Source organism: Thiorhodococcus fuscus, assembly GCF_042682685.1.
In the GTDB taxonomy this organism is placed as follows: domain Bacteria; phylum Pseudomonadota; class Gammaproteobacteria; order Chromatiales; family Chromatiaceae; genus Imhoffiella; species Imhoffiella fuscus.
The window spans coordinates 20,378-44,466 of the sequence record NZ_JBHUHX010000038.1; the positions used below are offsets into that span (position 1 = coordinate 20,378).

The following is a 24,089-nucleotide window of genomic DNA, read 5'->3' on the forward strand; positions in this document are numbered from 1 at the left end:
GCGCGATCCTGTCCAGCACCTGTGGTGCGGGTGTTAGGATGGATGAAAACAGAGCGTGTCGGCCCAGGCCAGTCACTACACCAGATTCGGAGGTCGCCGCGATGCAAGAGGCCCGCTTCTACGATCGACTCGAACAGGCTCGGGTGCAGTGTCGGCTCTGTCCGCACGACTGCGTGATCGCCGAGGGTGGACGTGGTGTCTGTGCGGTGCGCTACAACAGCGGCGGTCGGCTTTACAGCCTGGTCGCCGACCGTGTCATTGCCCGCACACTGGACCCGATCGAGAAAAAGCCGCTCTTTCATTTCTATCCGGGTTCGACCGCCTATTCAGTCGCCGCCCTGGGTTGCAATCTGCGCTGTAATTTCTGTCAGAACTGGGAGATCTCGCAATGGCCGCGCGAGGCGCTGCCGACGCGGATTGGGTCTGAGAGAGAGAAATCCGGGGATTTGGATGTCATCTGCCCGGATGTCGCGCGGCTGACCGATCGGATTCCGGGAGATGGGGTGACGCCAGCGCAAGTCGTGCGGGCGGCCCGCAACGCGGGCGCGCGCACCATCGCCTATACCTTCACCGAGCCGACCATCTACTACGAGCTGGCCCATGCGATCGCTTGCGAGGCGCGAGTGGCGGGGCTCTTCAATGCCGTCGTGACCAACGGATACATCAACGAGGCGCCGCAACGCGAGCTGTGCCGGGTGATCGACGCGGTGAATGTCGATCTCAAGTTCTTCCGCGAGGAGAGCTACCGACATTTCAGTCGGGTCAAGATGGCGCCCGTGCTGGATGCGATTCGGCGTTATCACGCGCTAGGCGTCTGGTTGGAGATCACGACCCTGGTGATTCCTGGCGTCAATGACTCGGATGAAGAGCTTCGTGAAATCGCTGCATTCATCGCCTCGCTGTCTCCTGACATTCCCTGGCACGTCTCGCGCTTCCATGCGGCCTATGAATTGCAGCGGGTTCCCCCGACGCCGATCGCCAGGCTCCAGCGCGCGGTCGAGATCGGCCGTCATGCCGGACTGCGCTATGTCTATACCGGCAATCTGCCGGGCGATGGTGGGGAGCATACCCAATGCCACCGTTGCGGTAAGCGGTTGGTTCAGCGTCACGGCTTTCACCTTCTCGCCAATCACGTCCGCCACGGCGACTGCCCAGACTGCGCGACTCCGATCGCCGGCGTGGGGATGGGGTAGATCCTTGGCCGTCTGCGGTTCGAAGCGACTCAGGCGATATTCAGAAAAGAATCCCCCCGTAGGATGCGGTGAGTATGCGAGCCGCATCTTTCGCAACCGATGCGGTGCGTTCCTCACCAAATAGGTATATCCGTTCGCAGGAACCGCCTCAGCGATCCGCGCAGAAGTCCTTCAGTCGGGATTCGGACGGCGATGTCTCCTCGCCGGATGGCAGCTCGCCGCTTGGATCGAGGAGCCAGGCGACGATGTCGGCTCGCACGCGGGCGCCTTGGCGGTCGCGCGGAAGCATGTGCCAGCCGTTGCGGTAGAGCGCCAGCCGAATCCGCTTTCGGTTCGGCAACTCGCGGACCATGCCGCAGAAGGCCGGCTTGGGGATGATCTCGTCTCGCGCTCCGTAGAGCAGGAGCGTCGGTAGCGCCAGGCTCGGCGCCTGCGCCCGTGCAGAGTCCATCAGCTCGGTCACGCCCCAGAGTGCATCGACGCGAGCCCCTTTGATGACCAGCGGGTCGGCCGACATGGCGTACAACAGGGCACGATTGTCGGTTGGACGAATGCGGATTCCCTGTCCGGTGAGCACCATGGATGGAACCGTATGGACGGCTGCGGTCAGAGCGAGACGCTGGTACCAGGGCATCGAATCGCGCGACCAGACGGCTGGGGCGATGAGAATCAGTCCGGCAATGTCGTCCGGGCAGCGCGCGGAGGCGAGCATCGCGACCGCGCCTCCCATGCTTTCCCCTGCGATGTAGATCCCCGCTTGCGGGTGGCGGCGGTGTAGGAGATCGACGAGGGTGCAGGCGTCCTCGACCAACCGTTCGCTCCCATGCCAGCGACCGGCCAGTCGGGTGGCCCCGAATCCGCGCTGATCGACCGCATAGGTCGTGATCTCCTGCTTGGCCAGGTCGACTCCGAGCGGCTCGATGGCGTGGCTGTAGTCGTTGAAGCCATGGAGCCCCAGCACCAGGATCGATGGCGATGCCGATCCGGACCAGATCTGCAAAGGCAGCTGGTAGCCATCGGGCATAACGGCATGCTGCGCCTGCAGCACGGGCAAGCGCTCACGGGCACTGGGCTCGATCGCTTGGGGGCCGGCGCATCCGCTCAGGAGCAGTGCGGTGGCGATCAGGCGCTGACCCCAAAGGCGGCCGGTCGATCCGTCATCTCGCATGAAGGGCACCAGATCAGGCCGTGAGCGGCATGGGGCCTTGCTGGAGCAGGCGGGTGAAGTCATGCGATGGGATCGGCGGGCTGAAGAAATAGCCTTGTATGGCATCGCACCCCTCGCAGCTGAGAAACTCCAGATGCTCTTGAGTCTCGACGCCCTCGGCAATGACGCTGAACTGGAGGCTGTGCGCCAGTGTGATGATGGAGCGGACGATGGCGGCGTCCTTATCGCTGGTGCTGAGATTGCGGATGAAGGATTGGTCGATCTTGAGCGTATGGACCGGGAAGCGCTTGAGATAGCTGAGCGAGGAATGGCCCGTTCCGAAATCGTCGATACTGATATGGATGCCCATCTCCTTGAAGGTGTTCAGGGTGCGGATGGTCTTCTCCATGTCCTCCATCGCCCCCGATTCGGTGACCTCGAATTCGAGCTGCGCCGGGTCAATGCCGGTATTTTCCAGCGTCTCGGCGACCTTGACGATCAGGTCGGGCTGGCGGAACTGTAACGGCGAGAGATTGATGGCGATGCGGAGGTCCACGTACCCCTGCCGGCTCCAGTCCAGGGTCTGCAGACAGGCGGTTCGGATGATCCAGTCTCCGATTGGGATGATGAGACCAGTTTCCTCGCACAACGGGATGAACTGGGCGGGCGAGACGCGTCCTCTCTCGGGATGATTCCAGCGCAGGAGGGCCTCGGCCCCCAGGATACGCCCGGTTCGGGTGGCCACCTTGGGCTGGTAGTAGAGTTCGAATTCGCCGCGTTCGAGCGCTCGGCGCAGTCCGTTCTCCATGTCCAGCCGCTCGGTCGCCTCCGCGTTCAGCACCTTGGAATAGAACTGATAGTTGTTCTTCCCGATCGCCTTGGCGTGATACATGGCCGTGTCCGCATTCTTCAGCAGATCGTTCGCCGTTTCGCCATCGGTCGGGTAGCAGGCGATACCGATGCTTGCGGATGTGAAGATCTCGCGGTCGTTGATCTGGAAGGGGCGCTCGAGAGCCGTGATGATCTTGCCTGCGATCGCGCTGGTCAGCGCGACCGATTCTCTTGGAGTGGCGCCTTGCTGGATCAGTACGACGAATTCGTCCCCGCCGATCCGCGAGATGGTGTCCTCCGTTCTGACCAGGCTGGCGAATCGCTCCCCGACCTGGCGCAGCAAGAGGTCGCCCGAGAGATGTCCGAGCGAGTCATTGACCGTCTTGAAACGGTCGAGGTCGATGAAGAGCAGCGCGACGAACGAATGTTCGCGCTCGGCGCGGGCGAGCGCCAGATGGAGACGGTCGCGGAGCATCAAGCGGTTCGGCAGTCCGGTCAGCGTGTCGTAGTGCGCCATGTAATAGAGCTGTTCCTCCCAGCTCGCGTTGGTGAGCGCCACTGCGACGCGATTGGCGAAGTCGCAGGCGAGCTGGATGTCCTCGTTCGATGGCCCCGGTGCGTGCGTGTATCCCAACGAGATGACCGCCGAGATCTCCTGCTTGATGACGACGGGCAGCAGCAGGAACAGTGAGGCTCCCTGGCGCTTGAGCGGAATCAGCTGTTCGGGCAGCTCCTCGTGATCGGAGACCAGGAGATATTTCTGAGCCGCGAGTCTTCGATGCCATGCGGGGGAGGCCGGATGCCGTTCCAGACTGAGTTCGTCGCGCAAGCGTTCGTCTCGGATATAGGTCTTGAGGTCTTTCTCGTCCGTTGCGACCAGGGTCATGGCGATCCGGTCGTGCGGCACCACCTCGTGCATGCGGGCTAGGACGATCCTCACGATGTCCTCGATCTTGAGGGTCGAGAGAATGAGCCGATCGATGTCCGCCATGGTCGAGAGCGTGCCGATCTGCCGGTCGATGGTGACGGCCATTCGGTTGAGCGAGTGCGCGAGCGCCTCGAACTCGTCGCCGCTCTCGACGCGTACGGGCTGGTCGAAGATCCTGCGTGAGATGCGTTGCACCCCCTCCATGAGCTGCTCCACTGGGATCAGGCTCTTGCGGATCTGGTGCAGGCTGAGCAGTGCCACGACCGCAATCGTTAGCGGGATGATGAAGACGAAAATGGTGCCGAATCGCTCGACCGGAACAAGGGCGACGTTCCGGGGCAGGGAGTGGAAGATGGTCCATCCGGAGATATCGAATTCGGGCTTGAGGAAGAGCCGCCAAGACATGACGAGGGTCGCCTTGTCCAAGTGCTCGTCTTGTCCCCAGGCGTTGGGACGATCGATGGCCCGAAGTTGTTCGGGGGAGGGCGGGTGCCTTGGATCGGAGCAGAAGAGCGGTTGGCTCGATGGATCGATAACACAGAGTTGAGCCTCCAGGTTCAACGCCTGTGGCGCCCCGAAGAGATAGTCTGGATCGATGGTCCCGATCAGTATTCCGCGCTCGGGATGGCGGGTGTCGAGCAAACGGATCAGAGTGATGAGAGGCGGTCTGTCGTGACGCGGCTGGGTGCGTAGAACGGCCTTTCCGGCGGCCAGGTGGTCGGTGTGTTCAGCCGCGAAGGGGGTGAGCGCGTCGCTCTCTGGGGCCGTGCCGCTTGCGGATTGGTCCTTCAGCAGCGAGAGGCGCTCGAAGCCGTGCGGTGTATCCAGCGACCTCCACGGGCGTGTGCCGGTGTCTGTCAGCGATCCGGGGCCATCGGTGTGCGTCCTCATCCAGTCGAGCTGCTTGTCGAGCAACACCAGGCGGTCGAACAATGCGAGTCCGTACTCCTTGTTCGACTGTCGAAGCTGCTCGTATCGCTGCTCGGTGAGGAGCGACAGGATCTGATCGTAGGCGAGAATGGACAGTGAGACCACCGGAACCAGGGCCGAGACGATGAACAGGAAAAAGACCCTGCGGGCGACCCGGCTACGCAGGAACTCCATTTCGATCTTCATGGCCGCTCAGTAATCCGAAGCCAATCCCAAATATCCGCCGTTGTTGGCCCGCACGATGTCGTCCCGGCTGATCTTGGCGGTCAGCGGAGAGGCGCTGCGACCGTCCGCGCCCATGCTATAGAGGTCGTAGTCCGTGTTGAGCGGGACCAGGTTGTGATCCTTGCGGAGCTTTCCCTTCCCCTTGGTCTTGGCGATGTTGAGGTACTGATACGGATTGCCCCAGGGATCGAGCAGGCTGTCGAATCCGCCACCGAGTTCGGCGAGATCGTCCGGATAACGCTGGTTGGCGACGTAGAAGCGCTCCATGGCCGATTCGATCTGCACCATGTCCGATTTGGCCTGCTCGAATTGCGTCTTCTGCATGAGATGCGAGTAGGAGGCCATGGCAATGGAGGTCAGGATGGCGACGATCAGAACGGTGAGCATCAGTTCGACCAGTGTGAAACCATGGCTGCGTGCACGGATGAGAGGGATGATCAGAAACCCCAGGAACGCGGTCTGTGGTAAGTCGTTTGGCATCGGGTTTACTGCTGGGATCTGAGGTTGCGGAACTGTACGGCATTGTTACGGGTTGTCGATGCGTGGTCGTTCACGGATCCACGCTCGGTTTCCGTTATTTTCCTCAATGCGTGGCGGCAGAGCGGCTCAAGCGGCGCGGCCCCCGAAGGATTCGGTGCCGTAGCGCGAGACCTGGATGTCGGCCGACCAGTATCCGAGCGGCAGTCCGGCCTTGCGTTTGAGATGCGCGAGAAAGTCGGCGGGGTCGGGAAGCTGCTCCCAGACCGAGGGCAGGAAGGTCCCGTGATGACCGTTTGCTGTCAGGATGAGCCCGTCGCGGCCGGGCCGGATCCGGCGCAGCAGGTCGTATTCGGAGTCGAATGCGAGCGGCTCGGGCGGCGTCAGGACGGAGATGTGGAGCTCCAGCTGGGCGAATTCGCTGGGGCGCAGACGGGTAAAGCGCGGATCCTCGAAGGCGGCGGCGAAGGCGTTGTGGGCCACGTCGACGACCAGCGGACGACGCGCCTCCAGCGCCCCGATGCAGCCGCGCAGATCCCCCGCGATCTGCAGTGTGACGAAGGTGGCGCGCGGTTCGCGCAATGCCTCGGGATAGGCTTCCGGCTCCGGCCGCAGCGCGACGCCCTGTTCCAGTCCATGGGCGATGGAATGCGCGGCCACTCCGAGCAGCGATGCCCGCAGGTCGGCGTCGTAGCGGTTCGATTCGCCTTCGGGGTGCTGTGGATCAGTTGAGTGCATAGGCGCCATATCCCACCACCTGGTCGCGTGAGCCGGCCGTATCGCCCGAGTTGCGCAGATCCAGGGTCTCGGCCCGCAGTCCGTGTCGTTTGGCGAGGGTGAGAAGCCCCCGCAATGGAGCGTGGCCGCAGGCCCGGTCTGGGCCGATCCCGTTCGGGTCGAGCGCTTCGATCGCGGTCGATGTCTGGTGGTCCAGTCGGTTTGCGGTCTCGTAATCCAGATAATGGCTCAGGTCCGAGCTGACGAGAATCAGTGTCTCTGGACCACCCCAAAGAGCGTCCAGCACCTCGGCGACCGATTCCGGGGTCGCCTCGCCGACCACGAAGGGCGCCAGCGTGAAATCGCCGAGCGCCCGCTGCAGAAAGGGGAGCTGGACTTCCAGGCTGTGCTCGAAGGTGTGGGCGGCCTCCAGCGGTTGGACTTGGGACAGCTCCAGTGCGGCGTCGATCGCCGCGCGATCGAGTCGGACGAGACCGATAGGGGTCGCGAAATCGCTGGCCATGCTGGCCGCCAGCCCTCGAAACGGTAGGCGATGGCTTGGACCTAGGAGTACCACGCGCCGTATGGCGTCGCGGACGGGCCTGAGCGTCGCGTAGGCGCTGGCCGCGATAGGGCCGGAGTAGATGTAGCCCGCATGCGGGACGACCAATGCCTTTGGCGGCTGGGCACCGGCTCGGTCGCTGGACAGGTAAGCATCCAGCATGACGCCCAACTCTTGGGCGTCACCTGGATAGAAGCGGTTGGCCACCGCAGGTTGCCGAATCTGGGACATGGATTTCGCCTCCAGCTTGGACTTGTGATCGATGCGCTCGCGTGGGTTCCTGGGGTTCTGATCTGTGTGGAGAGGTCGGCTGCTGCAGGATCCGACTACTCGGGTCTTGGCTTGGGGCCGTCCGAGAATTTGTCGAGGAGCGTTGCGCAACCCTCTGCGTCCTTGATCCACTCCATTCCAGCCTCGTTGGGAACTGCGGCCGCCTTGGTCCGGATGGCGGCGATCGACTGCATGATGATTGCGTTCAGTGCCTCGGGATCGCCCAGGCCCTGTTTCTTGGCGGTGTCTGCGGCGAGGCAGACGCCGGCCTGGGCGCCCATCACCAGACCACCCGCCGCGCCCATGCCGGCGCCGAACCCGATCGCGAGCACGCCGCCGACGGCCGCGCCGACTAAAAGAAAAACCAGTGCGATAATGGTCGTTCGCATGGGTTGCACCCTCCTGTCTTAACCTGAGTCTTGATCTTGCCGTGAGTCTTCGACGCCGTGACATGCTACCCCTTGTGCTGGCCTGCGTCTCGATCTTCGTCGCCGGGTTGGCCCGGGCCGATCAGCGCCAGGATTTCCTCGCCGCCGAGTCGGCCCTGAAGCGCGGCGATCGGGCCGAGTTCGCGCGTCTGTCCGATACGCTCAAGACCTATCCGCTCTATCCCTACCTGCGCTTCGCCGAGCTTACGCGCGATCTCGACGGCGCCTCGGACGCCGACATCGAGTCCTTTCTGGAGGCGTATCCGGATACCCAGTTGGCCGAGCGGTTGCGTCGCGCCTATCTGGCACGGCTGGCCAAGGCCGATCGCTGGTCGGACTATGTCCGGGTCTATCGGTCCGAGGACTCCGTGGCGCGCCAGTGTCTCTATCTGCGCGCGCTCGTCGAGGTCGGGCGGGTCGGGGAGACCCGACCCGCGGTCGACCGAGTCTGGGGCTTCGGCGATTCGCGCCCATCCGAGTGCGACCCCGTCTTCGCTGCCTGGAGCGATGCGGGTTGGCTGACCCCCGAGCGCATTCGACAGCGTCTGACCCTGGCGATGGTGGCCGGGAATCGCGGCCTGGTGCGCTATCTCGCCGGATTGCTGCCGGAAGCGGAACGCGTCTGGCCGCAGCAATGGTTGGAGGTCGATCGCGATCCGAGTCGGATTCTGGATCCCGCGTGGAGTCCGGCCGAGCGGGCATCTTCGGTTTCCATTCTGGTTCGGGGCATCCTCCGCTTGGTGAAATCCTCGCCGCGCGACGCAGCACGGGCGATCGATCGCTGGCGCGCGTTGCTCGACGCCGATCCGGCATCGGCCGCCTCGGCCTATGCCGCTGTCGGCCGTGCGCTCGCCAGCCAAGGGGATCGGCTAGGACTTCTCTATTGGGACCACCTCGTCGCGACGACATCCAACCTGTCCCAGCAGGAAGCGCGACTGCGTGCCGCCCTCGCTCTGAGGGCCTGGGACTGGTTGGCCAAATGGGTCGCGCGCATGCCGGACAGCGAGGTCAAGCGCGATCGCTGGCTCTATTGGCAGGCGCGGGCGGACGCGCAGCTCGGACGCACGGAGGCGGCCTTGGCCGGCTTCCGTCAGGCGGCGCGCCAGCGCAGTCTCTGGGGATTCCTGGCTGCCGATCGGGTCGGGGAGTCCTACAATCTGTCGCACCGACCGACGCCGGCCGAGCCGGAACGCATTCGCCGCATCCTGCTGACTCCGGCCTATCGACGGATCAGCGAACTGGAACGACTCGGTCGCGAGACCGACATTCGTCGCGAATGGCGTACCCTAACGGCGGACATGGACGAGGCGGACCTGATGGCCGCAGCCTTCATCGCCGATGTCAGGCGCTGGCACGACCAGGCCGTCTTCACGCTCGCCCGCACCGGATACTGGGACGATTTGGAGCTGCGCTTTCCGCTCGAATACCGCGAGGAGGTGCTGGACCAGTCCTGGCAGATCGGCATCGAGCCGGACTGGGTCTTCGCCATTTTGCGCCAGGAGAGCGTCTTCGCCCGAACCGTGGCCTCTCCGGTCGGCGCCATCGGATTGATGCAGCTGATGCCCGAGACGGCGGGCGAGGTCGCCGCCTCGCTGGAGCTGGATGCGCCCTCGCGTTGGGATCTACTCGATCCGGCCCTCAACATCGTTTTGGGCAGCACCTATCTGGCTCAGATGCGCGATCGTTTCGGTCATCCGGCCCTGGCGACGGCGGCCTACAATGCCGGACCTCGGCGCGTCGCCCAGTGGCTGCCTGAGTCTTGCATGGACGCCGACCTTTGGATCATGGAGATCCCATTCGCCGAGACCCGAGGCTACGTCGAACGCGTGCTGACCTACCGGATCATCTACGCCGCCCGTCTGGGCCTCGACATCAGGCGTGCGAGCGATCTCCTGCCGCCAATACCCGGCGCCGCGTTTCGGCGGAACTCCAGCCGCTGAATGACTGGGATCCTGGTCCCATCTGCTAGACTTCGTCCTCCGCGCTCGCGTCCGCTGGGCGATCGATGCCGCACCCCTGACCTCTCGCTTTCTGGTTCCATCCTGATGATCATCCCGCGTCTCGCTCACCGGTTTCGGCCCCATCTGCTCTTGGCCTGTCTCTTTGGGCTGGGTGCGACCGGTTGGGTGGCGGCGGACGAGACGCCAGCCCAGGCGATGGCCCATGCCATCGCGCGCATGATGGAAAGCATGGGGTTCAACGATGCGGCCGGTGGGGCACGAACGCCTGGCTACCCGACGCCGCCCAGCGTCGACGGATGGCCGTCCGCGTTCGGTTCCTGGCCTGGGAGCGGCAACCCGGCGCAGGGCGCGGCGGCCAACATGACGCGGATGGCGGATCGCGCCTATCGGGGCATGATGACGTCGGGACAAGAAGCCGGCTCGAATTGGACGCCTGGCCCCCTGGAGGGGGTGTGGGAGGACAATCAGGGCGGGCTCCTGATCGTGCAGGGAGCCCTCTATCGGATCTATTCCGTCTGCAACCCACACATCGACGGCGATATCCGCGTTCTCGACGGGCGCGTCGAGCTGACCAACCGGCAGCAGAATTTCACTCAGACCTTCGAGTACGCGCTCGACCAGGGCCGCTTGGCGCTACGCGATCCGAGCGGCCAGGTCTTTCTCTATCGGCGTTTGCTGCTTGGGCATTGATTATCCAGCCGCCAGCCGCCAGCCGCCAGCCGCCAGCCGCTATCCTCATGCTGGTAGCTGGTAGCTGGTAGCTGGTAGCTGGTAGCTGGTAGCTGGTAGCTGCCTTACCCGAAGGCGAGGTCCGTCGCGATCAGTAGCAGCAGCACGCCGAACAGCCGTTTCAGCGTCTTGACCGGGAGCCGGTGGGCCAGTCGCGCGCCCCAGGGTGCCGTGGGCATGCTGGCGAGCAGCATCCCGAGGACCGCCGGCCAATAGACGAATCCGGTGGCCAGCGGCGGCAGCCCCTCACGTCCCCATCCGGCCAGTACGAATCCGATAGCCCCAGCGATGGCGATCGGTAGACCGCAGGCCGCCGAGGTGCCGACCGCCTGACGCATGTCGATCCCCCGGCTGTTCAAAAAGGGGACGGTCAGGGTCCCTCCGCCGATGCCGACCAGCGATGAGAACAGACCGATACCGCCTCCGGCGGCCAGGAGTCCGGGCATGCCGGGCATTGGGCGGGTCTGAGCGTTTTTCGATTGGCTCAGCAGCATGCGGCTTCCCACCAGGGCGAGAAAAACGGCGAAGAGCCGTTTGAGCCAGTCGGCTGGAATCCAGGAAACCACCGCCGCGCCGATCCAGACGCCGATCACGATGCCGGGAACCAGTTTGGCGAAGAGCTCCCAGCGGACGCCTCCGCGCCGATGATGGGCGCGTGCCGAGGCCGCGCCGGTGCCGATGATGGTCGCGAGCGAAGTGCCGACGGCGAGATGCGGGACCCAGTCGCCACCGATGGCGATATGGCCGAAGACGAGGATCAGCGCCGGAACGATGACGGCACCGCCGCCGACCCCGAAGAGGCCGGCGAGGAGTCCGGAGAATGCGCCGATGAGAATGTAGGCGGAAAGTTCGATGGGGGACATGTTTCAGAGACGATCGAGCCTTAGGGTTCGGACGGATGAGGGTGGTTTGCGAGCTGGTGGCTATAATACGCGACACTTCGCAATCGAGCGCCTCATCTGGGGGGTGTCCCTAGGCCGGTCGGGTATCCATCTGATGGGTGAAAAAGGCGATCGGAAACAGCATCCATCGATAACAGAATCCAATGAATCACACGAATCGCGTCTTTGTTCTTGGCGGGACCGGCTTCGTCGGTCAACATCTGTTGAACCGTCTATCGCGTGCCGGCATTCGATCTCGGGTCGCAACGGCACACCCCCATCGTTTTCGGGCGTTGCGTCTGATTCCGAACTGCGAGATCGTCGAGCTTCGGGATTGGTCGAGCGAGGGTCTGGCCCGCTCGATGGACGGGTGCGGTACCCTGATCAATCTGGTCGGAATCCTCAATCCGGGCTCTGGGCGCGGTTTCGAGGCGTCGCACGTCAGGCTCGTCGAGCACGCGACCCAGGCCGCCCTCGATGCCGGTGTCGGTCGCTTTCTGCAGATGAGCGCGCTCAATGCCGATGCCGAGAAAGGACCGAGCGAGTATCTGCGCACCAAGGGGCGCGGCGAGGCCATGGCGCACGCCGCCGCCGCTCGGGGCCTGGCCGTCACGAGTTTTCGACCCTCGGTGATCTTTGGACGCGGCGACAGCTTCTTCAATCGTTTCGCGCGTCTTCTGCATCTGTTGCCCGGACCCTTTCCCTTGGCCTGCGCCGAATCCAGATTCGCCCCCGTCTATGTCGGTGACGTGATCGAGGCCATGGTCAAATCGCTCGACGATCCGTCCACCTACGGCAAGTTCTATGAACTCTGCGGTCCGCGCGTCTTCTCACTGCGCGATCTGGTCGTCTATACCGGAGAGCGGATCGGCCGCCCGGTTCGAGTGATTCCGTTGAGCGATGGTGCGGCCCGGATTCAGGCCAAGGTCTTCCAGGTTCTGCCCGGCAAGCCCTTTACCATGGACAACTATCTTTCGCTCCAGGTGGATAGCGTCTGCCGCACCAAGGGTTTGGCCGAGCTCGGATTGACGGCGACCGACATCGACGCGGTGGTGCCCGCTTATCTCAAATGATGGGTCAGGGGCGCGCGATCATCGATCGTGCCGGTCATCGCTGGTTTCTTTCTCCTCGGCCGTGTCGTCTTCGCTGAAGGCGCGGCTGTACCGGATGATGAGGATGGCCATGCTCACCAGCACGATGGCGCCGCTCTCGTAGAGTAGGTTCTCGGGGGCGATGTTCTTGCCTTGCAGCACGATGAGCCGGGAGAGCGCGGTCACGGCGATGAACATGGGGTAGGTGAAGGGCACGGCGCGGCGGACGAAATAGACGTTTGCCATCGCCATGATCTCGATGAAGATGAACATGAGCAACAGGTCTTCGAGCCTGACCTCGCCATGCTGATAGATCCCGAACATGAGCTGCCCGATACCGACGAGCGCCAGACCGCCGACGATGACCAGGACGAACTTCTCGATGTAATGGAAGAGAATGGACAGCCAGCGGTCGATTCTGGGTCGTGATTGCATCGCGCGGCTCCTCGTCGTCGATTCAAGGACGATGGCTCGTTAGAGATGGAAGGACCGAAGCTCGGATTCTCGATCCATCCTGTCGATCCTGAACCGTCCTGTCTATCGCTTTCGAGCCCCGTTCGGGGGTTCGATTCATCGGTGGGCATCCATGCCCCTATCCCTTATTCCTGGGGGCGGAGCGTCGGGTTTGCCTTTTCGATCGCGTCCGTCGCCCGCTGCTGGGCCGGCGAGAGCAGCAGATAGAAGGCCGGGACCACGAAGAGCGTGAAGACGGTGCCGATGCCGAGCCCGGTGATGATCACCAGACCGATGTCGAAGCGGCTCACGGCTCCAGGTCCGCCCGCAGTCAGGAGCGGCACCATCGCTACCAGCATGGCGACCGTGGTCATGAGGATGGGGCGCAGCCGGGTCTCCGAGGCCTGCTCGATCGCCTCGTGCTTGGACAGCCCTTCCTTCTCGCGCAGCTGATTGGCGAACTCGACGATGAGAATGCCATTCTTGGCGATGAGTCCGATGAGGGTGATGAGCCCGACCTGGGTGTAGATGTTGACGCTTGCGAACCCGAGGAAGAGGAAGGCCATGGCCCCGGCGATGGAGAGCGGCACCGACATGAGGATGACGAAGGGATCGCGCCAGCTCTCGAACTGGGCGGCGAGCACCAGATAGATGACCAGAATCGAGAGGAAGAAGGTCACCTCCAGGGCGGAGCCTTCGGTCTTGTATTGGCGCGACTCTCCCTTGTAGTCGATGCGTGTGCCGCGCGGAAAGATGTCTCTGGCCTCCTGTTCCAGATAGCTCAGGGCGTCGCCAAGGGTCATGCCGGGCGTCATGACGCCCGAGAGGGTCACCGCGTTGAGCTGCTGGAACTGGGTCCGCTTAGAGGGTTCGACCAGATCATGGGTGTCGATCAGGGCGCTGAGCGGGACCAGATCGCCGCTGGCGGTGCGGATCTGATAGTCCAGCACCCGCTTGATGTCGCCGCGATAGTCCTGCTTCACCTGCGGGATCACCTTGTAGCTGCGTCCCTCCAGACTGAACCAGTTGACGTAATCGCCGTTGAGCATCGACGAGAGGCTGGTGCCCAGGGTCCGCATGTCGATGCCGAGGTCGCCCGCCAGGTCGCGGTTCACATCCAAGACGGTTCGGGGACGCTCCAGCTTGACGTCCTTCATCAGGAACATGAATTTCCCGCTTCCCATCGCCTTGCCGAGCAGCTGGTCCGAAAGCTCACCGAGCTCGTCGAAGCTGCGATCGGACAGGATGACGAACTCGATCGGCATGCCGCTTCCGGGAGTCGGCAGGCTCGGCAGCGGAAAGACCACCGTGTCGAGTCCCGTGATCTGGGACATGGCCCCCTGCAGCTGGGGCTGGACCTCCATCTGCGAGCGGCTGCGCTTGTCGGACGGCGGCATCTTGAAGCCGCCGAAGGTCGTGGTCGAATCGCCGAAGCCGACCAGGATGAAGCTCTCGTAGTATTCCGGGAAGGACTCGAAGATCGGCCGCATCTGACCGACGTAACGCTGGTTGTAGTCGATGGTGGCGGTTTGCGGCGAGGTCGCCATGAAGAAGAGGATGCTCTGGTCCTCGGTCGGGGCCAGTTCCTTCTGGGTCATGGTGTACATGCCATAGATGGCCAGCAGCACGACGATCGCGACCAGGATGGTGGCGCTGGGAAATTTGAGCCAGCCGTGGAGCAGGCGCCGGTAGCCGTTGGACAACCCATGGAAGAAACGCTCGACCGCCTGTTCGAAGCGCCCCTGCTGACCGCTGCCGCGCAGCGCTGCGGCCGAGAGCATGGGCGAGAGTGTGAGCGCGACGATCCCGGAAACCAGAACGGCTCCGGCGAGTGTGAAGGCGAATTCGATGAAGAGCGAGCCCACCAGACCGCCCATGAAGCCGATCGGGGCATAGACCGCGATCAGCGTGGTGGTCATGGCGATGATGGGCAGTGCCAGCTCGCGTGCCGCATCGATCGCCGCTTGGTGTTTGGATTTGCCCATCTCCAGATGGCGATGCACGTTCTCGACCACGACGATGGCGTCATCCACCACCAGGCCGATCGCCAGCACCATCGCCAGCAGGGTCAGCAGGTTGATGGAGAAGCCCATCAGCAGCATCAGGAATCCGGCGCCGATGATCGACAGCGGCACCGCAACCGAGGGAATGAGCGCCGCACGCAGCGAGCCGAGCGAGAGGAAGATCACCAGCAGCACGATCAGCACCGCCTCGGCGAGGGTCTTGAAAACCTCGTCGATGGATTGCTGGATGAATTCGCTGGCGTCGTAGGCGACGGAGGCCTTCAACCCTTCGGGGAAGCCGGCCTCCAGCGTGGGCATGAGGTCGTGGACGCGTTTGGCGACATCGAGCGGGTTGGACCCCGGGGCCGGCTCGATGCCGATGAAGATGGCGGGGATGCTCTTGTAGAGGGTGGTCGAGTCGTAATCGGCCGCGCCCATTTCGATGTCGGCGATGTCTTCCAGCCGCACCAGCGCGCCGCCTTCCTCGCGGATCACCAGTCGACGGAAGTCCTCGACCTGGCTGACGTCGGTCGTCGCCGAAAGATCGATCTGGACCATGTTGCTCTGGGTATGTCCGAGGCCCGCCAGATAGTTGTTGGTCTGCAGGACCTCGGCGACCTCCTGTCCGGTCACCTTGAACGCGGCCATGCGTGCCGGGTCCAGCCAGATGCGCATGGCAAAGGTCTTGTTGCCGAACAGCTCGGCCTTGGCCACGCCCTGGGCCGCCTGCAACTGGGGCTGGACCACGCGGATCAGATAGTCCGTGATCTGGGGCAGCTCCATCTCCTCGCTGTAGAAGGCCAGGTACATGAGCGCCGTGCTGTCGCCCGTGGTCGAGTCGATCACCGGGTTCTGGGCGGCCTCGGGCAGGACGTTGAGCTGGCTGGCGACCTTGGCCTGGATCTCGGCGACGGCGGCGTTGGGGTCGTAGTTGAGGCGCATGTTGGCCTCGATGACCGAGACGCCCGCCGAGCTGGTGGATGAGAGAAAGTCGATGCCGTCGGCCTCGGCGATCGCCTGCTGCAGTGGCTGGGTGATGAAGCCCTGGACCAGGTCGCTGCTCGCACCGGGATAGGCGGTGGTGACGGTGACGACCGTGTTCTTGGTCTCGGGATACTGGCGAACCTCCAGGTCGAGGAAGGAGCGAATGCCGAGCACTAGAATCAGCAGGCTCACCACGCTCGCCAGTACGGGGCGATGGACGAAGATGTCGGTGAATTTCATCGCGTTCGGCTACGGCTGCTGGGGTTGATCGGCCGCGCTGGGCGCGGTCTCGTCCTGGATCGCGATCTCCTGGCCGTTGGTCAGCTTGACCTGACCGGCCGAGACGACGCGATCGCCTTCCGCGAGTCCGTCGAGGATCACGACCTCGTCGTCGCGGACCGCGCCGGTACGGATCTGGCGACGCTGTACCTTGGGCTTGCCGTCCGTGTCCTGAATCAGGAAGACCGAGTCGCCGTAGGTGTTGAAGGTCACGGCCTGGCGCGGGATCACGAGCGTGCGTTTCTCGGCCGGCAGCACCGTGGTGGTGCGGGCGAACATCCCCGGGCGCAGCAGATGCTCCGGGTTGTCGAAGCGCGCCCGGATCGAGACGTTGCGGGTCATCTTGTCGAGGCTGGGGCTGATCGCCTCGATGCGACCCGTGAAGACATGGTCGGGCTGGGCGGCGACCTGGATGCGTACCGATTGTCCGAGCACGAGTTGCGGCAGGTCGCGCTCGGGCAGTGCGTAGTCGACATAGACGACATCGAGCGCCACCAGCGAGACGATCGTCGATCCCTCTGCGAGATACTGTCCGAGGTCGATTTGACGAATGCCGAGCTGACCGGCGAAGGGCGCACGGATCTGCTTCTGATCGATGACTGCCTGTTTGGCCTTGACGAGCGCCCGCGCCTGGTCGAGCTGCGCGGTGGTCTCGTCCACATCGCCTTGGGCCACGGCGCGGTCGCGGAGCAGACTGGTGTTGCGCTTCAGCTTGATCTCGGCGAGGCGCTCGGCGGCGACCAGTCCCTCCAGGTCGGCCCGGTCGACGTCGTCGTCGAGCTGAACCAGGAGTGTACCTTTCTCGACCTCGGCGCCGGACGCGAACAGGATCGACTTGACCTGTCCGGCGACCTCATTGTTGACTGAGACACCCTGCACGGCCTTCACCGTGCCGACGGCGCTCAGGGTCGGTTCCCAGGTCTTGGCCACGACCGTCGCGGCGGATACCGTCGGGGGCGGCATCGGCGTCGAGAATTGGGCCATCTGTTTCTGGATCTGGGTGTATTTCAGAAAGGACAGACCGCCGACAAGTGCGGCCAGAAGGATCAGAACGAGCGAGAGCCGGGCAAACATGCGTGCTCAGTGCCTCTGGATGCGGTGAAGAGTGGGGGGCGAGTCGACTTGGCAGGGCTCGATGCCGGGGCGGCGTGAGCCTTGGCTGGCGGGCGGACGCGAAATGCGAATGGTGGGACACTGTCCGAGTTCTCGTCATGAGCCCGCGTGGCATGGGTGTGGCCAAGTCGCCGATCCCTGCGAAAGAGGCCATAGTATAAGGCTTAGATTCGCGGGCTGTCTTGGTCGAGCGAAGGGCGATGGCCACGGCGGGGACATCGGCTGGTTTCAAACGATTGGAGACGCCTGTGATGCGAATCAACGACCCGATGGCCTATCGCCGTTGCGATGAGGCGGATGTCATGGAAGAACTGGTGGATGTGCGTGGACGCCGAATTCTGGAGCTGGGATGCGGCGCGGCTTGGATGACTCGGATGCTTGCCACCCGATTCGGGGCCGGCGACATCACGGCGACCGAGGTGGACCGCATTCAGCTCGAAAAGAATTTGGCCGTTGCGGATCTTCCCAACGTGACATTCCGCTATGGCGGGGCCGAGGCGATCGCCGATCCGGATGGCAGCTACGATCTGGTGTTCATGTTCAAATCGCTGCATCACGTTCCTTGCGCGCTCATGGACCGGGCGCTTGCCGAGATTCATCGGGTGCTGGTTCCGGGCGGGCTGCTCTATGTCACAGAACCCGTTTATGCCGGCGATTTCAATCAACTGATGCGATTGGTCAACGACGAACGCGAAGTCCGGGAGGCGGCGTTCGGGGCCTTGACGGGCGCGGTCGAACGGGGGCTCTTTGCCTCGGAGCGTGAAGTCTTTTACGAGGCCGAGGGCGTTTACGCGGATTGGGATGCCTTCGCCGCTCGCTTTATCCAGGTCACGCACAGCGACTTCAATCTCGATGAGGCCCGGATCGCCGAAGTGCGCGCTGCCTTCGAGCGCCATCTCACCCCAGCGGGCGCACGCTTCCTCAAACCGCACCGGGTGGATCTGCTGCGCCGGATCGGTTGATACGCTTCGGTCCGGTGCCTCTGTAGGGGCCGGGTGCGGCGATCTCCATCAGGTCGGTTCAACAACCGCCGTCACGATTAATCCGTAATCGATCAGGAAACGTCCCGCGATCTTGGTCCCTAAGGAGAACCCAGGGACCTCTTCGCGGAAGATGGCGTCGAATCGATCGCGAGCGATGTCCACCTCGACGTTGAGCGTCTCGAAGCCGAAAAGGGTTCGGCTGTGGGGGTATTGGGCCTTGTAGACCGATTCCTTGGCGCTGAAGATCAACTTGGCGTAACGACCCGGCATGGTTTTCGTGGCCAACCAGGTTCGCTCTGCATCCGTGCAGACCATGGGCACGAGATCGCTTTCAAGCGGCCGATCCGGCTCGACGTCAAGTCCAAGCAATCGGATGTCGGAGTCCCATGCGGCGGCTGCCAGGCAGGTGTCCGAAGAATGCGTAATGGATCCTCGGATGCCGGGTGGCCATATCGGTGCGCGGTCGGAACCCATCGGTATCGTGGTGGCCGGAACGCCGAGTTCCGAGAGCGCAAGACGGGCTGCAGCACGTCCAGCAGAGAACTCGTTCACCCTTTTGGGAACCGCATGGCGGATGGCCGCGCGCTCGGGGTGGAAGAGCGCGTAACGTTGACGCGGATCGGCTGCCGCAAGAGCCACTTTGCCGTCGACGAGGGCATCCGCCAGTCTGAGGGCAAGGGCGTGGGCGCTAGGCAGTGTGGGCATGGTCGAAAAAAATGTGCTCTTTTTTGGTTTGAAAGACTAATAGAATCATGTTTTTGTGAAGTCGCTATGCGTTTTGGTGATGCATTGGTCCGCGCTGCGGTCATCGGTCGTTTTACAGGACTTGGCCGTCGCGGTCACACACGAAAAGACGGGCGAATTAGGCCGCCAAAAATATTCCCACTGCTATACTCCCGACTGACCCAGCCCAGTTCATTCATCCCAGTCATTCCGCCGAGAGGTTCCGCCAATGGTTACCGCAGCGAATCCGACCACTGAAGATGTCCAGGCTGAAACGCCAGAGAATGTCAGTCATCAAGACCGCGTATCCAAGATCATTTCGTCCTCGGTGAGCTGGTCTGCTGCGGCGGCCGTCGTCCCCGTTCCCTATCTCGATCTGCTCGCCATCGGCGCGGTTCAGGTCGAGATGGTGCGCCGCCTGGCCGCCGCCTACGGAGAGGACGCGGACAAGGAGACCCTGAAGGGCCTGATCTCGGCCTTGCTCGGCACCCTGGCCCCGGCCGCGATCAGCGCCAGCCTGCTGGGCTCTTCGCTGAAGGTGATCCCCATGTCGGGCACGCTGCTCGGCAGCGCCGGTCTGGCCGCCTTCGCCGCCGCCGCGACCTATGCGATCGGCAAGATATTCGTCCGCCACTTCGAGGGCGGTGGCTCGATCGGCGATTTCAGCGTCGATGCCGTCAAGGACGATCTCAAGAAGGAGTTCGACTCCGCCAAGTCCAAGTAGCCGCCCGGACCATGTATCTGATCCTGGTCATCCTCTATGTCGCATTCTGCGTCTATGTCGGTGTCTTGGGCCGGGATCGGATCATTGGCTTCTCAGGAACCTTTCTGCTGTCGCTGATGATCTCCCCGATCGTGATGGCATTGGTGGTATTGCTCACGAGCCCGAAGGATATGCAGGGAAGTGCCAAGTCGCCGATGCCCCCTCGTCAAGCCCGCAAACGATAGGCGCCGGATCGCCTCGGTGGTGACCAGGCGATCGCCGAGCGTCCATCTCTCCAGCGCAGGGTCGACGGCCGATCGGCCGACGAACCCTTCGAGATCCGTCCCCATGATCGAATTCAGCGCAACGGCTGGTCCGCGGCATGCGCCGGGAAGATAGGGCCGAAGGCTCGGCCTCACTCGGTGACCGCCTGCTCGCACTCTTCGGCGAGGTGGGGACGCGCGCCCGGAAGCGACGTCCCGGGGTCTGGCGGGGTCTGATCGGCGGACTGGACGATGGCGGTATCCTGAATCTCTCCCTGGTCGCGCTGCTGTCCGCGGTCTGCGGGACCACCGTTCTGCTGCTGCTCAATGCCGAGGCGCGCGAGGTCGAATACCACGGCTATTCGGACCTGATCGCCTTCGGCTTCCTGGCACTGCTCGTCATCTATCGCTGGTCCCAGAACTACCTGATCCGCGAGGCGACCCAGGCGATCGAACTCGCCCTGCACGAGCGTCGTCTGTCGACGACCCGGAACGTACTGCGCCTCTCGCTCGAAGACGTCCAGGCGCTCGGTCTGCGGAGCGTCATCGACGGGATCGGCGCCCACTACGGAACCCTGTCGCAGACGCTCGTCCCGATCGTCGCCGGCGTCGAGGGCGTCGTCCTCCTGGTGTTCATGTTTGGATACCTGGTGATCCTCTCGCCGATGGCCGCGGCCCTGACCACCATCGTGGTCGCCGTGACGGTGATGGGTTTTCTGGCGAGCCGGAGTCGTCTCGACGAGGATCTGTCGCTGGCCGTCCGCTCGGAGGAGGCCTTTCGCGACCTGGCCGAAGGTCTGGTGCGGGGCAAGAAGGAACTTCGCCTCAATCCCGACAAGCGCTCGGCGTTCCAGAACGACATGATCGAGCGCTCCGAGGAACTGGCCATGTGCCGCAGCAACGCGGCGGCCCATTTCGCATCCATGCTGGCGACCGGCAACTCGGCCTCCTATCTGATGGCCGGCGCCGTCGTCTTCGTCCTACCCCTCATCACCGGCGTGGAGCAGACCGATATCTCTCGCATCGTCGTTGCGGTCATCTTCCTGCTGGGGCCGATCAGCAGCGTCGTCCAGACCTTTCAGCAGGTCACCACGGCACGCTTCGCGCTCGCCGAGATCGGCGCCTTTCAGGACCGAGTCGAGGCGCTCGCCGATCGGCACGATTCCGATCGCTCCAACGGCCGCGTTCCCGCGTTCCAGGAACTGAGGCTCGAATCCCTGTCCTATTCGCATGCCGGCGAGAACGGCTTTTCGATCCGCGACATCGATCTGCAATTGCAAAAGGGCGAGATCCTCTTCGTCACCGGCGGCAACGGCTCCGGAAAGACGACGCTGCTGCGGATCATCACGGGTCTCTATCCGCGTCACGAGGGCGCCATGCGGCTCAATGGCGAACGTCTGGCGCACTATCCACCGCAGTCCTACCGCAATCTCTTCGCGAGCGTCTTCTCCGATTTCCATGTCTTCCAGCATCCCTATGGCCTGGACGATGCCGGTCTCGAACGCCTGGAGCAGTGGCTGGTCGAGTTCGACATTCGTCACAAGCTCGGCGACGATCTCGGCTTCATCGACGCCAATGCACTCTCGACCGGCCAGAAGAAACGCGTGGGGCTGGCCCTGGCGCTCGCCGAGCAGCGTCAGATCCTGGTGCTCGACGAATGGGCGGCGGATCAGGATCCCGCGACACGCCGACGCTTCTATCATGAGATCCTGCCCCGCCTGAAGGCGGAAGGTCTGACGATACTGGCGGTCACGCACGACGACAGCTATTTCGACTGCTGCGACCGCCGGCTGCATATGGCCGAAGGACGCATCACCGAGGACGGCGAAGCATGGCGACAGTGAGCAAGCGAAGACGACGTCTGACCAACGGGATGGCCTTTACCGTCCTGGTCATGGTCTTCGCCGTCATCATCCTCTGGAACCGGATGGTCTTCACGACGCCGGTCGGACACGCGAGCATCGTCTGGCACCGTCTGTTCTGGGGGGGCGAGCGCCGTTCGCTCGGCCCCATGTCCGAAGGTCTGCACATCATCCTGCCGTGGGACAAGTTCTACACCTATGACGTCAGGCTGCAGTCGAGCGATCAGGCCTACGAGGTGGTGTCGCGCGACGGCCTGCACCTGGAGATCACCCTGACCTTCCGCTGGCGCGCGCAACGGGCCGGAATCGTCGAGCTCAACGAGAACATCGGGCCGAACTATCTGAATACGCTCCTGATTCCAGTCGTCGGATCGGTGGCCCGGGAGGTGATCGCGCGGCACGACGCGGACAAGCTGTTCAGCGTCGAGCGCGGCTCGGTTCAGGACGAGATCTACCGGGATATCGTGTCTCAGAACCATCCGAACGGCATCGGATCGCACCGGGCGACCGAGGCCGACGACGACAATCTCATCAATCTCGAGGATGTCCTCATCAAGCGCGTCAAGCTGCCGCCTCAGTTGCGCGCCGCGATCGAACAGAAGCTGGAGCAGGCGCAGAAGGTCCAGGAGTATGCCTTTCGCGCCCAGCGCGAAAAGTACGAGAGCGACCGCAAGGCCATCGAGGCCCAGGGTATCCGTCGCTTCCAGGAGATCGTCACACCGGCCATTTCCGAGAGCTATCTGCGCTGGAGAGGGATCGAGGCGACGCTCAAGCTGGCCGAGTCCAACAACACCAAGGTGGTGGTCATCGGCAACTCGGCGAACGGTCTGCCTCTGATCCTCGACACCAGGACCGAACTCCCAGCGGAGATGGGGCCAGATCAAGCGGCGGTTCCCGATATCTTCGATGGGAAGATCCCGGATCCATCCCTGCCGGAGACGCGAGAGGCACCAGATCCCAGCCAGCCGGTCTCGAATCCCGATGGTTCCGATCTCGGGACCGGGAATCCTCCGGCCACTCCCACGGACCCGGCGGATCGGGCCGGCGATATTCCGTCCGAGAAGAGCCAGCCGACTCAATCCCGAGGTGTACCGATCGAGCAGCCATGATCGATTTGATTTGTCTGCCCTATGCCGGAGGGGGCGCCAATGTGTTCCGGCCCTGGGAGAAGGAGGCTCCCCGGATGGGTGTCCGTCTGCATGCCGTCTGTCCCCCGGGACGCGAGACGCGATTCAACGAGACGCCGTTTCGCGAGATGGATCCCATGCTCGACTGGCTCGAGGCTGCCCTGCCGGATGTGCTGCGCCGTCCCTATGCACTGTTCGGCCATTCGCTCGGCGGATGCGTCGCCTACGCGCTCGCTCGACGCCGTTTCCTGGAGGGCCGATCCCTACCGGTCTGCCTCTTCGTCTCGGCCACCTTGCCCGCGTGGCGCGAACGCACCCATCCATTGCATCGCCTCGACGAGGCCGCCATGCGCGAGCGGCTGCGGGCCTACGATCCGCACCGATTCCCCTTCGATCAGCATCCCGAACTCTGGGAGACCTTCCTGCCGGTGCTGAGGGCGGATTTCCGCCTGGTCGAAACCTATTCGCCTCCCGAGGAGGGCAGGACCTTGCCCGTGCCGCTGGTGGTTCTGTCCGGCCGCCAGGATCCGGTCGCGACTCCTCCGGCGATGAGCGAGTGGCGGCAGGCCACGGAGGAGAGCTTCGAGCAGATCCTGATCGACGACGGTCATTTCTTTCTCCGCGATCAGCCGATGGCCGTGCTCGCTGCCGTCGAGAAAGGTCTGCGCAAGGTGTTGGATGGATCGGCGGTTGGCGCAAAGGCTCTGTGAAACCAACTCATTGACGGCCGATGCCAGGGGACTGCAGCATGTGGGTAGCGGAGAGCCGGCCTGCACTGCAAAGCTAGGGCGGAAGGGGCGGGCAGATTCCCCTTTCTGTGTTCACAGTCTCGGAAGCAGGATAAACGGAAGATATGGTTCCAAGTGATGGGTAAGTGCGTCAACTTCTCTCGAAACGTGGTAATTTACACGGAAACGGTATAATCAATTGTTAGTGTAATTAAGGATGACGATATTTGATGACCAATATTTGGAGGATACATTAGAAAAAGCTCTTGGTGACCCCGAGAACTTTCATATACCTATGGGTATAACAAGATACGATTATTCTAAGATGCATGGTTGGTGGGTACGGGTTCACAGAGACGAGGTGCAATTTCAAGAGTTATTTTATGACTCGCAATACCCTTCTGCTGCTGAAAGTTTGAGAGCTGCAATTTATTGTCCGAAGCAGGGTTAAAACCACCGCCTTTAGGCGGTCAGATTTATCTTTGAAGCCTTTTGCAA

Annotated in this window: 21 protein-coding genes; 10 read left to right on the forward strand and 11 right to left on the reverse strand. The window is 63.1% G+C overall.

All coding sequences use genetic code 11. From position 1 onward, the window contains the following. The first annotated feature begins 101 nt into the window (after positions 1-101). The gene (gene amrS, locus ACFSJC_RS13485; protein WP_386027453.1) at positions 102-1,193 is read left to right on the forward strand and encodes an AmmeMemoRadiSam system radical SAM enzyme; all 1,092 of its coding nucleotides are present in this window, start codon (positions 102-104) and stop codon (positions 1,191-1,193) included. Between the two features lie 148 nt (positions 1,194-1,341). Here amrS and ACFSJC_RS13490 read toward each other — a convergent pair whose 3' ends face one another. From ACFSJC_RS13490 to ACFSJC_RS13515, 6 genes are all read right to left on the reverse strand, one after another. Then, positions 1,342-2,361 (reverse strand): alpha/beta hydrolase, encoded by a 1,020-nt coding sequence (locus tag ACFSJC_RS13490; RefSeq protein ID WP_386027454.1) that lies wholly within the window; start codon positions 2,359-2,361, stop codon positions 1,342-1,344. Positions 2,362-2,374: 13 nt separating this feature from the next. Beyond that, entirely contained in the window at positions 2,375-5,215 is a 2,841-nt protein-coding gene (locus ACFSJC_RS13495) for a putative bifunctional diguanylate cyclase/phosphodiesterase (protein WP_386027455.1), read from the reverse strand. 6 nt (positions 5,216-5,221) lie between these two features. After that, positions 5,222-5,734 (reverse strand): prepilin-type N-terminal cleavage/methylation domain-containing protein, encoded by a 513-nt coding sequence (locus tag ACFSJC_RS13500; protein ID WP_386027456.1) that lies wholly within the window; start codon positions 5,732-5,734, stop codon positions 5,222-5,224. A 126-nt stretch (positions 5,735-5,860) separates the two neighbouring features. Next, entirely contained in the window at positions 5,861-6,469 is a 609-nt protein-coding gene (gene amrA, locus ACFSJC_RS13505; protein ID WP_386027457.1) for an AmmeMemoRadiSam system protein A, read from the reverse strand. Next, complete coding sequence (gene amrB, locus ACFSJC_RS13510) at positions 6,456-7,241, reverse strand: AmmeMemoRadiSam system protein B (RefSeq protein WP_386027458.1); 786 nt, start codon at positions 7,239-7,241, stop codon at positions 6,456-6,458. The genes amrA and amrB overlap by 14 nt, the downstream gene beginning before the upstream one ends. 95 nt (positions 7,242-7,336) lie before the next feature. Next, complete coding sequence (locus ACFSJC_RS13515) at positions 7,337-7,669, reverse strand: hypothetical protein (protein ID WP_386027460.1); 333 nt, start codon at positions 7,667-7,669, stop codon at positions 7,337-7,339. A gap of 62 nt (positions 7,670-7,731) precedes the next feature. On the opposite strand from ACFSJC_RS13515, the gene ACFSJC_RS13520 reads away from it, so the two are divergent. Continuing rightward, on the forward strand, positions 7,732-9,648 hold the full coding sequence (locus tag ACFSJC_RS13520; RefSeq protein ID WP_386027462.1) for a transglycosylase SLT domain-containing protein: 1,917 nt from the start codon (positions 7,732-7,734) through the stop codon (positions 9,646-9,648). A 105-nt stretch (positions 9,649-9,753) separates the two neighbouring features. Next, complete coding sequence (locus ACFSJC_RS13525) at positions 9,754-10,359, forward strand: hypothetical protein (protein WP_386027463.1); 606 nt, start codon at positions 9,754-9,756, stop codon at positions 10,357-10,359. A gap of 104 nt (positions 10,360-10,463) precedes the next feature. Here the strand turns inward: ACFSJC_RS13525 and ACFSJC_RS13530 are convergent, their stop codons facing one another. Beyond that, positions 10,464-11,261 (reverse strand): sulfite exporter TauE/SafE family protein, encoded by a 798-nt coding sequence (locus ACFSJC_RS13530; RefSeq protein ID WP_386027464.1) that lies wholly within the window; start codon positions 11,259-11,261, stop codon positions 10,464-10,466. Positions 11,262-11,443: 182 nt separating this feature from the next. Between ACFSJC_RS13530 and ACFSJC_RS13535 the strand changes: the two genes are divergently transcribed. After that, positions 11,444-12,352, forward strand: a complete 909-nt coding sequence (locus ACFSJC_RS13535) for a complex I NDUFA9 subunit family protein (protein ID WP_386027466.1) — start codon at positions 11,444-11,446, stop codon at positions 12,350-12,352. Positions 12,353-12,370: 18 nt separating this feature from the next. On the opposite strand, the gene ACFSJC_RS13540 is transcribed toward ACFSJC_RS13535, so the two are convergent. From ACFSJC_RS13540 to ACFSJC_RS13550, 3 genes are all read right to left on the reverse strand, one after another. Continuing rightward, on the reverse strand, positions 12,371-12,805 hold the full coding sequence (locus tag ACFSJC_RS13540) for a phosphate-starvation-inducible protein PsiE (protein ID WP_386027467.1): 435 nt from the start codon (positions 12,803-12,805) through the stop codon (positions 12,371-12,373). Between the two features lie 164 nt (positions 12,806-12,969). Next, on the reverse strand, positions 12,970-16,050 hold the full coding sequence (locus ACFSJC_RS13545; protein WP_386027468.1) for an efflux RND transporter permease subunit: 3,081 nt from the start codon (positions 16,048-16,050) through the stop codon (positions 12,970-12,972). 9 nt (positions 16,051-16,059) lie between these two features. Continuing rightward, positions 16,060-17,163 carry an efflux RND transporter periplasmic adaptor subunit gene (locus ACFSJC_RS13550; RefSeq protein WP_386027469.1) on the reverse strand — a complete coding sequence of 368 codons (1,104 nt, stop codon included), beginning with the start codon at positions 17,161-17,163 and terminating at the stop codon, positions 16,060-16,062. A 290-nt stretch (positions 17,164-17,453) separates the two neighbouring features. On the opposite strand from ACFSJC_RS13550, the gene ACFSJC_RS13555 reads away from it, so the two are divergent. Next, entirely contained in the window at positions 17,454-18,164 is a 711-nt protein-coding gene (locus ACFSJC_RS13555; RefSeq protein WP_386027471.1) for a class I SAM-dependent methyltransferase, read from the forward strand. Positions 18,165-18,212: 48 nt separating this feature from the next. Here the strand turns inward: ACFSJC_RS13555 and ACFSJC_RS13560 are convergent, their stop codons facing one another. After that, positions 18,213-18,890: a 4'-phosphopantetheinyl transferase family protein gene (locus ACFSJC_RS13560; protein WP_386027472.1), complete on the reverse strand. Its 678-nt coding sequence runs from the start codon at positions 18,888-18,890 to the stop codon at positions 18,213-18,215. A 247-nt stretch (positions 18,891-19,137) separates the two neighbouring features. Here ACFSJC_RS13560 and ACFSJC_RS13565 point away from each other — a divergent pair, with 247 nt between their 5' ends. From ACFSJC_RS13565 to ACFSJC_RS13585, 5 genes are all read left to right on the forward strand, one after another. Beyond that, complete coding sequence (locus tag ACFSJC_RS13565) at positions 19,138-19,632, forward strand: DUF697 domain-containing protein (protein WP_386027474.1); 495 nt, start codon at positions 19,138-19,140, stop codon at positions 19,630-19,632. An 11-nt stretch (positions 19,633-19,643) separates the two neighbouring features. After that, positions 19,644-19,856, forward strand: a complete 213-nt coding sequence (locus ACFSJC_RS13570; protein ID WP_043750496.1) for a hypothetical protein — start codon at positions 19,644-19,646, stop codon at positions 19,854-19,856. Positions 19,857-19,993: 137 nt separating this feature from the next. Then, complete coding sequence (locus tag ACFSJC_RS13575; RefSeq protein ID WP_386027475.1) at positions 19,994-21,718, forward strand: ATP-binding cassette domain-containing protein; 1,725 nt, start codon at positions 19,994-19,996, stop codon at positions 21,716-21,718. After that, positions 21,706-22,845: a prohibitin family protein gene (locus ACFSJC_RS13580; RefSeq protein ID WP_386027476.1), complete on the forward strand. Its 1,140-nt coding sequence runs from the start codon at positions 21,706-21,708 to the stop codon at positions 22,843-22,845. Before ACFSJC_RS13575 ends, ACFSJC_RS13580 begins: the two co-directional genes overlap by 13 nt. Further along, positions 22,842-23,573: a thioesterase II family protein gene (locus tag ACFSJC_RS13585; RefSeq protein ID WP_386027478.1), complete on the forward strand. Its 732-nt coding sequence runs from the start codon at positions 22,842-22,844 to the stop codon at positions 23,571-23,573. The genes ACFSJC_RS13580 and ACFSJC_RS13585 overlap by 4 nt, the downstream gene beginning before the upstream one ends. Positions 23,574-24,089 lie beyond the last annotated feature (516 nt).

Excerpts from the sequence above, each read along its gene's own strand:
- ACFSJC_RS13570 (WP_043750496.1), top strand. The coding sequence starts at position 19,644 with ATGTATCTGATCCTGGTCATCCTCTATGTCGCATTCTGCGTCTATGTC.
- amrB (WP_386027458.1), bottom strand. The coding sequence starts at position 7,241 with ATGTCCCAGATTCGGCAACCTGCGGTGGCCAACCGCTTCTATCCAGGT.
- ACFSJC_RS13490 (WP_386027454.1), bottom strand. The coding sequence starts at position 2,361 with ATGCGAGATGACGGATCGACCGGCCGCCTTTGGGGTCAGCGCCTGATC.
- ACFSJC_RS13560 (WP_386027472.1), bottom strand. The coding sequence starts at position 18,890 with ATGCCCACACTGCCTAGCGCCCACGCCCTTGCCCTCAGACTGGCGGAT.
- amrA (WP_386027457.1), bottom strand. The coding sequence starts at position 6,469 with ATGCACTCAACTGATCCACAGCACCCCGAAGGCGAATCGAACCGCTAC.
- ACFSJC_RS13565 (WP_386027474.1), top strand. The coding sequence starts at position 19,138 with ATGGTTACCGCAGCGAATCCGACCACTGAAGATGTCCAGGCTGAAACG.
- ACFSJC_RS13580 (WP_386027476.1), top strand. The coding sequence starts at position 21,706 with ATGGCGACAGTGAGCAAGCGAAGACGACGTCTGACCAACGGGATGGCC.
- ACFSJC_RS13545 (WP_386027468.1), bottom strand. The coding sequence starts at position 16,050 with ATGAAATTCACCGACATCTTCGTCCATCGCCCCGTACTGGCGAGCGTG.
- ACFSJC_RS13535 (WP_386027466.1), top strand. The coding sequence starts at position 11,444 with ATGAATCACACGAATCGCGTCTTTGTTCTTGGCGGGACCGGCTTCGTC.
- ACFSJC_RS13500 (WP_386027456.1), bottom strand. The coding sequence starts at position 5,734 with ATGCCAAACGACTTACCACAGACCGCGTTCCTGGGGTTTCTGATCATC.
- ACFSJC_RS13495 (WP_386027455.1), bottom strand. The coding sequence starts at position 5,215 with ATGAAGATCGAAATGGAGTTCCTGCGTAGCCGGGTCGCCCGCAGGGTC.
- ACFSJC_RS13525 (WP_386027463.1), top strand. The coding sequence starts at position 9,754 with ATGATCATCCCGCGTCTCGCTCACCGGTTTCGGCCCCATCTGCTCTTG.
- ACFSJC_RS13550 (WP_386027469.1), bottom strand. The coding sequence starts at position 17,163 with ATGTTTGCCCGGCTCTCGCTCGTTCTGATCCTTCTGGCCGCACTTGTC.
- ACFSJC_RS13520 (WP_386027462.1), top strand. The coding sequence starts at position 7,732 with ATGCTACCCCTTGTGCTGGCCTGCGTCTCGATCTTCGTCGCCGGGTTG.
- ACFSJC_RS13555 (WP_386027471.1), top strand. The coding sequence starts at position 17,454 with ATGCGAATCAACGACCCGATGGCCTATCGCCGTTGCGATGAGGCGGAT.
- ACFSJC_RS13575 (WP_386027475.1), top strand. The coding sequence starts at position 19,994 with ATGCGCCGGGAAGATAGGGCCGAAGGCTCGGCCTCACTCGGTGACCGC.
- ACFSJC_RS13585 (WP_386027478.1), top strand. The coding sequence starts at position 22,842 with ATGATCGATTTGATTTGTCTGCCCTATGCCGGAGGGGGCGCCAATGTG.
- ACFSJC_RS13515 (WP_386027460.1), bottom strand. The coding sequence starts at position 7,669 with ATGCGAACGACCATTATCGCACTGGTTTTTCTTTTAGTCGGCGCGGCC.
- ACFSJC_RS13530 (WP_386027464.1), bottom strand. The coding sequence starts at position 11,261 with ATGTCCCCCATCGAACTTTCCGCCTACATTCTCATCGGCGCATTCTCC.
- ACFSJC_RS13540 (WP_386027467.1), bottom strand. The coding sequence starts at position 12,805 with ATGCAATCACGACCCAGAATCGACCGCTGGCTGTCCATTCTCTTCCAT.
- amrS (WP_386027453.1), top strand. The coding sequence starts at position 102 with ATGCAAGAGGCCCGCTTCTACGATCGACTCGAACAGGCTCGGGTGCAG.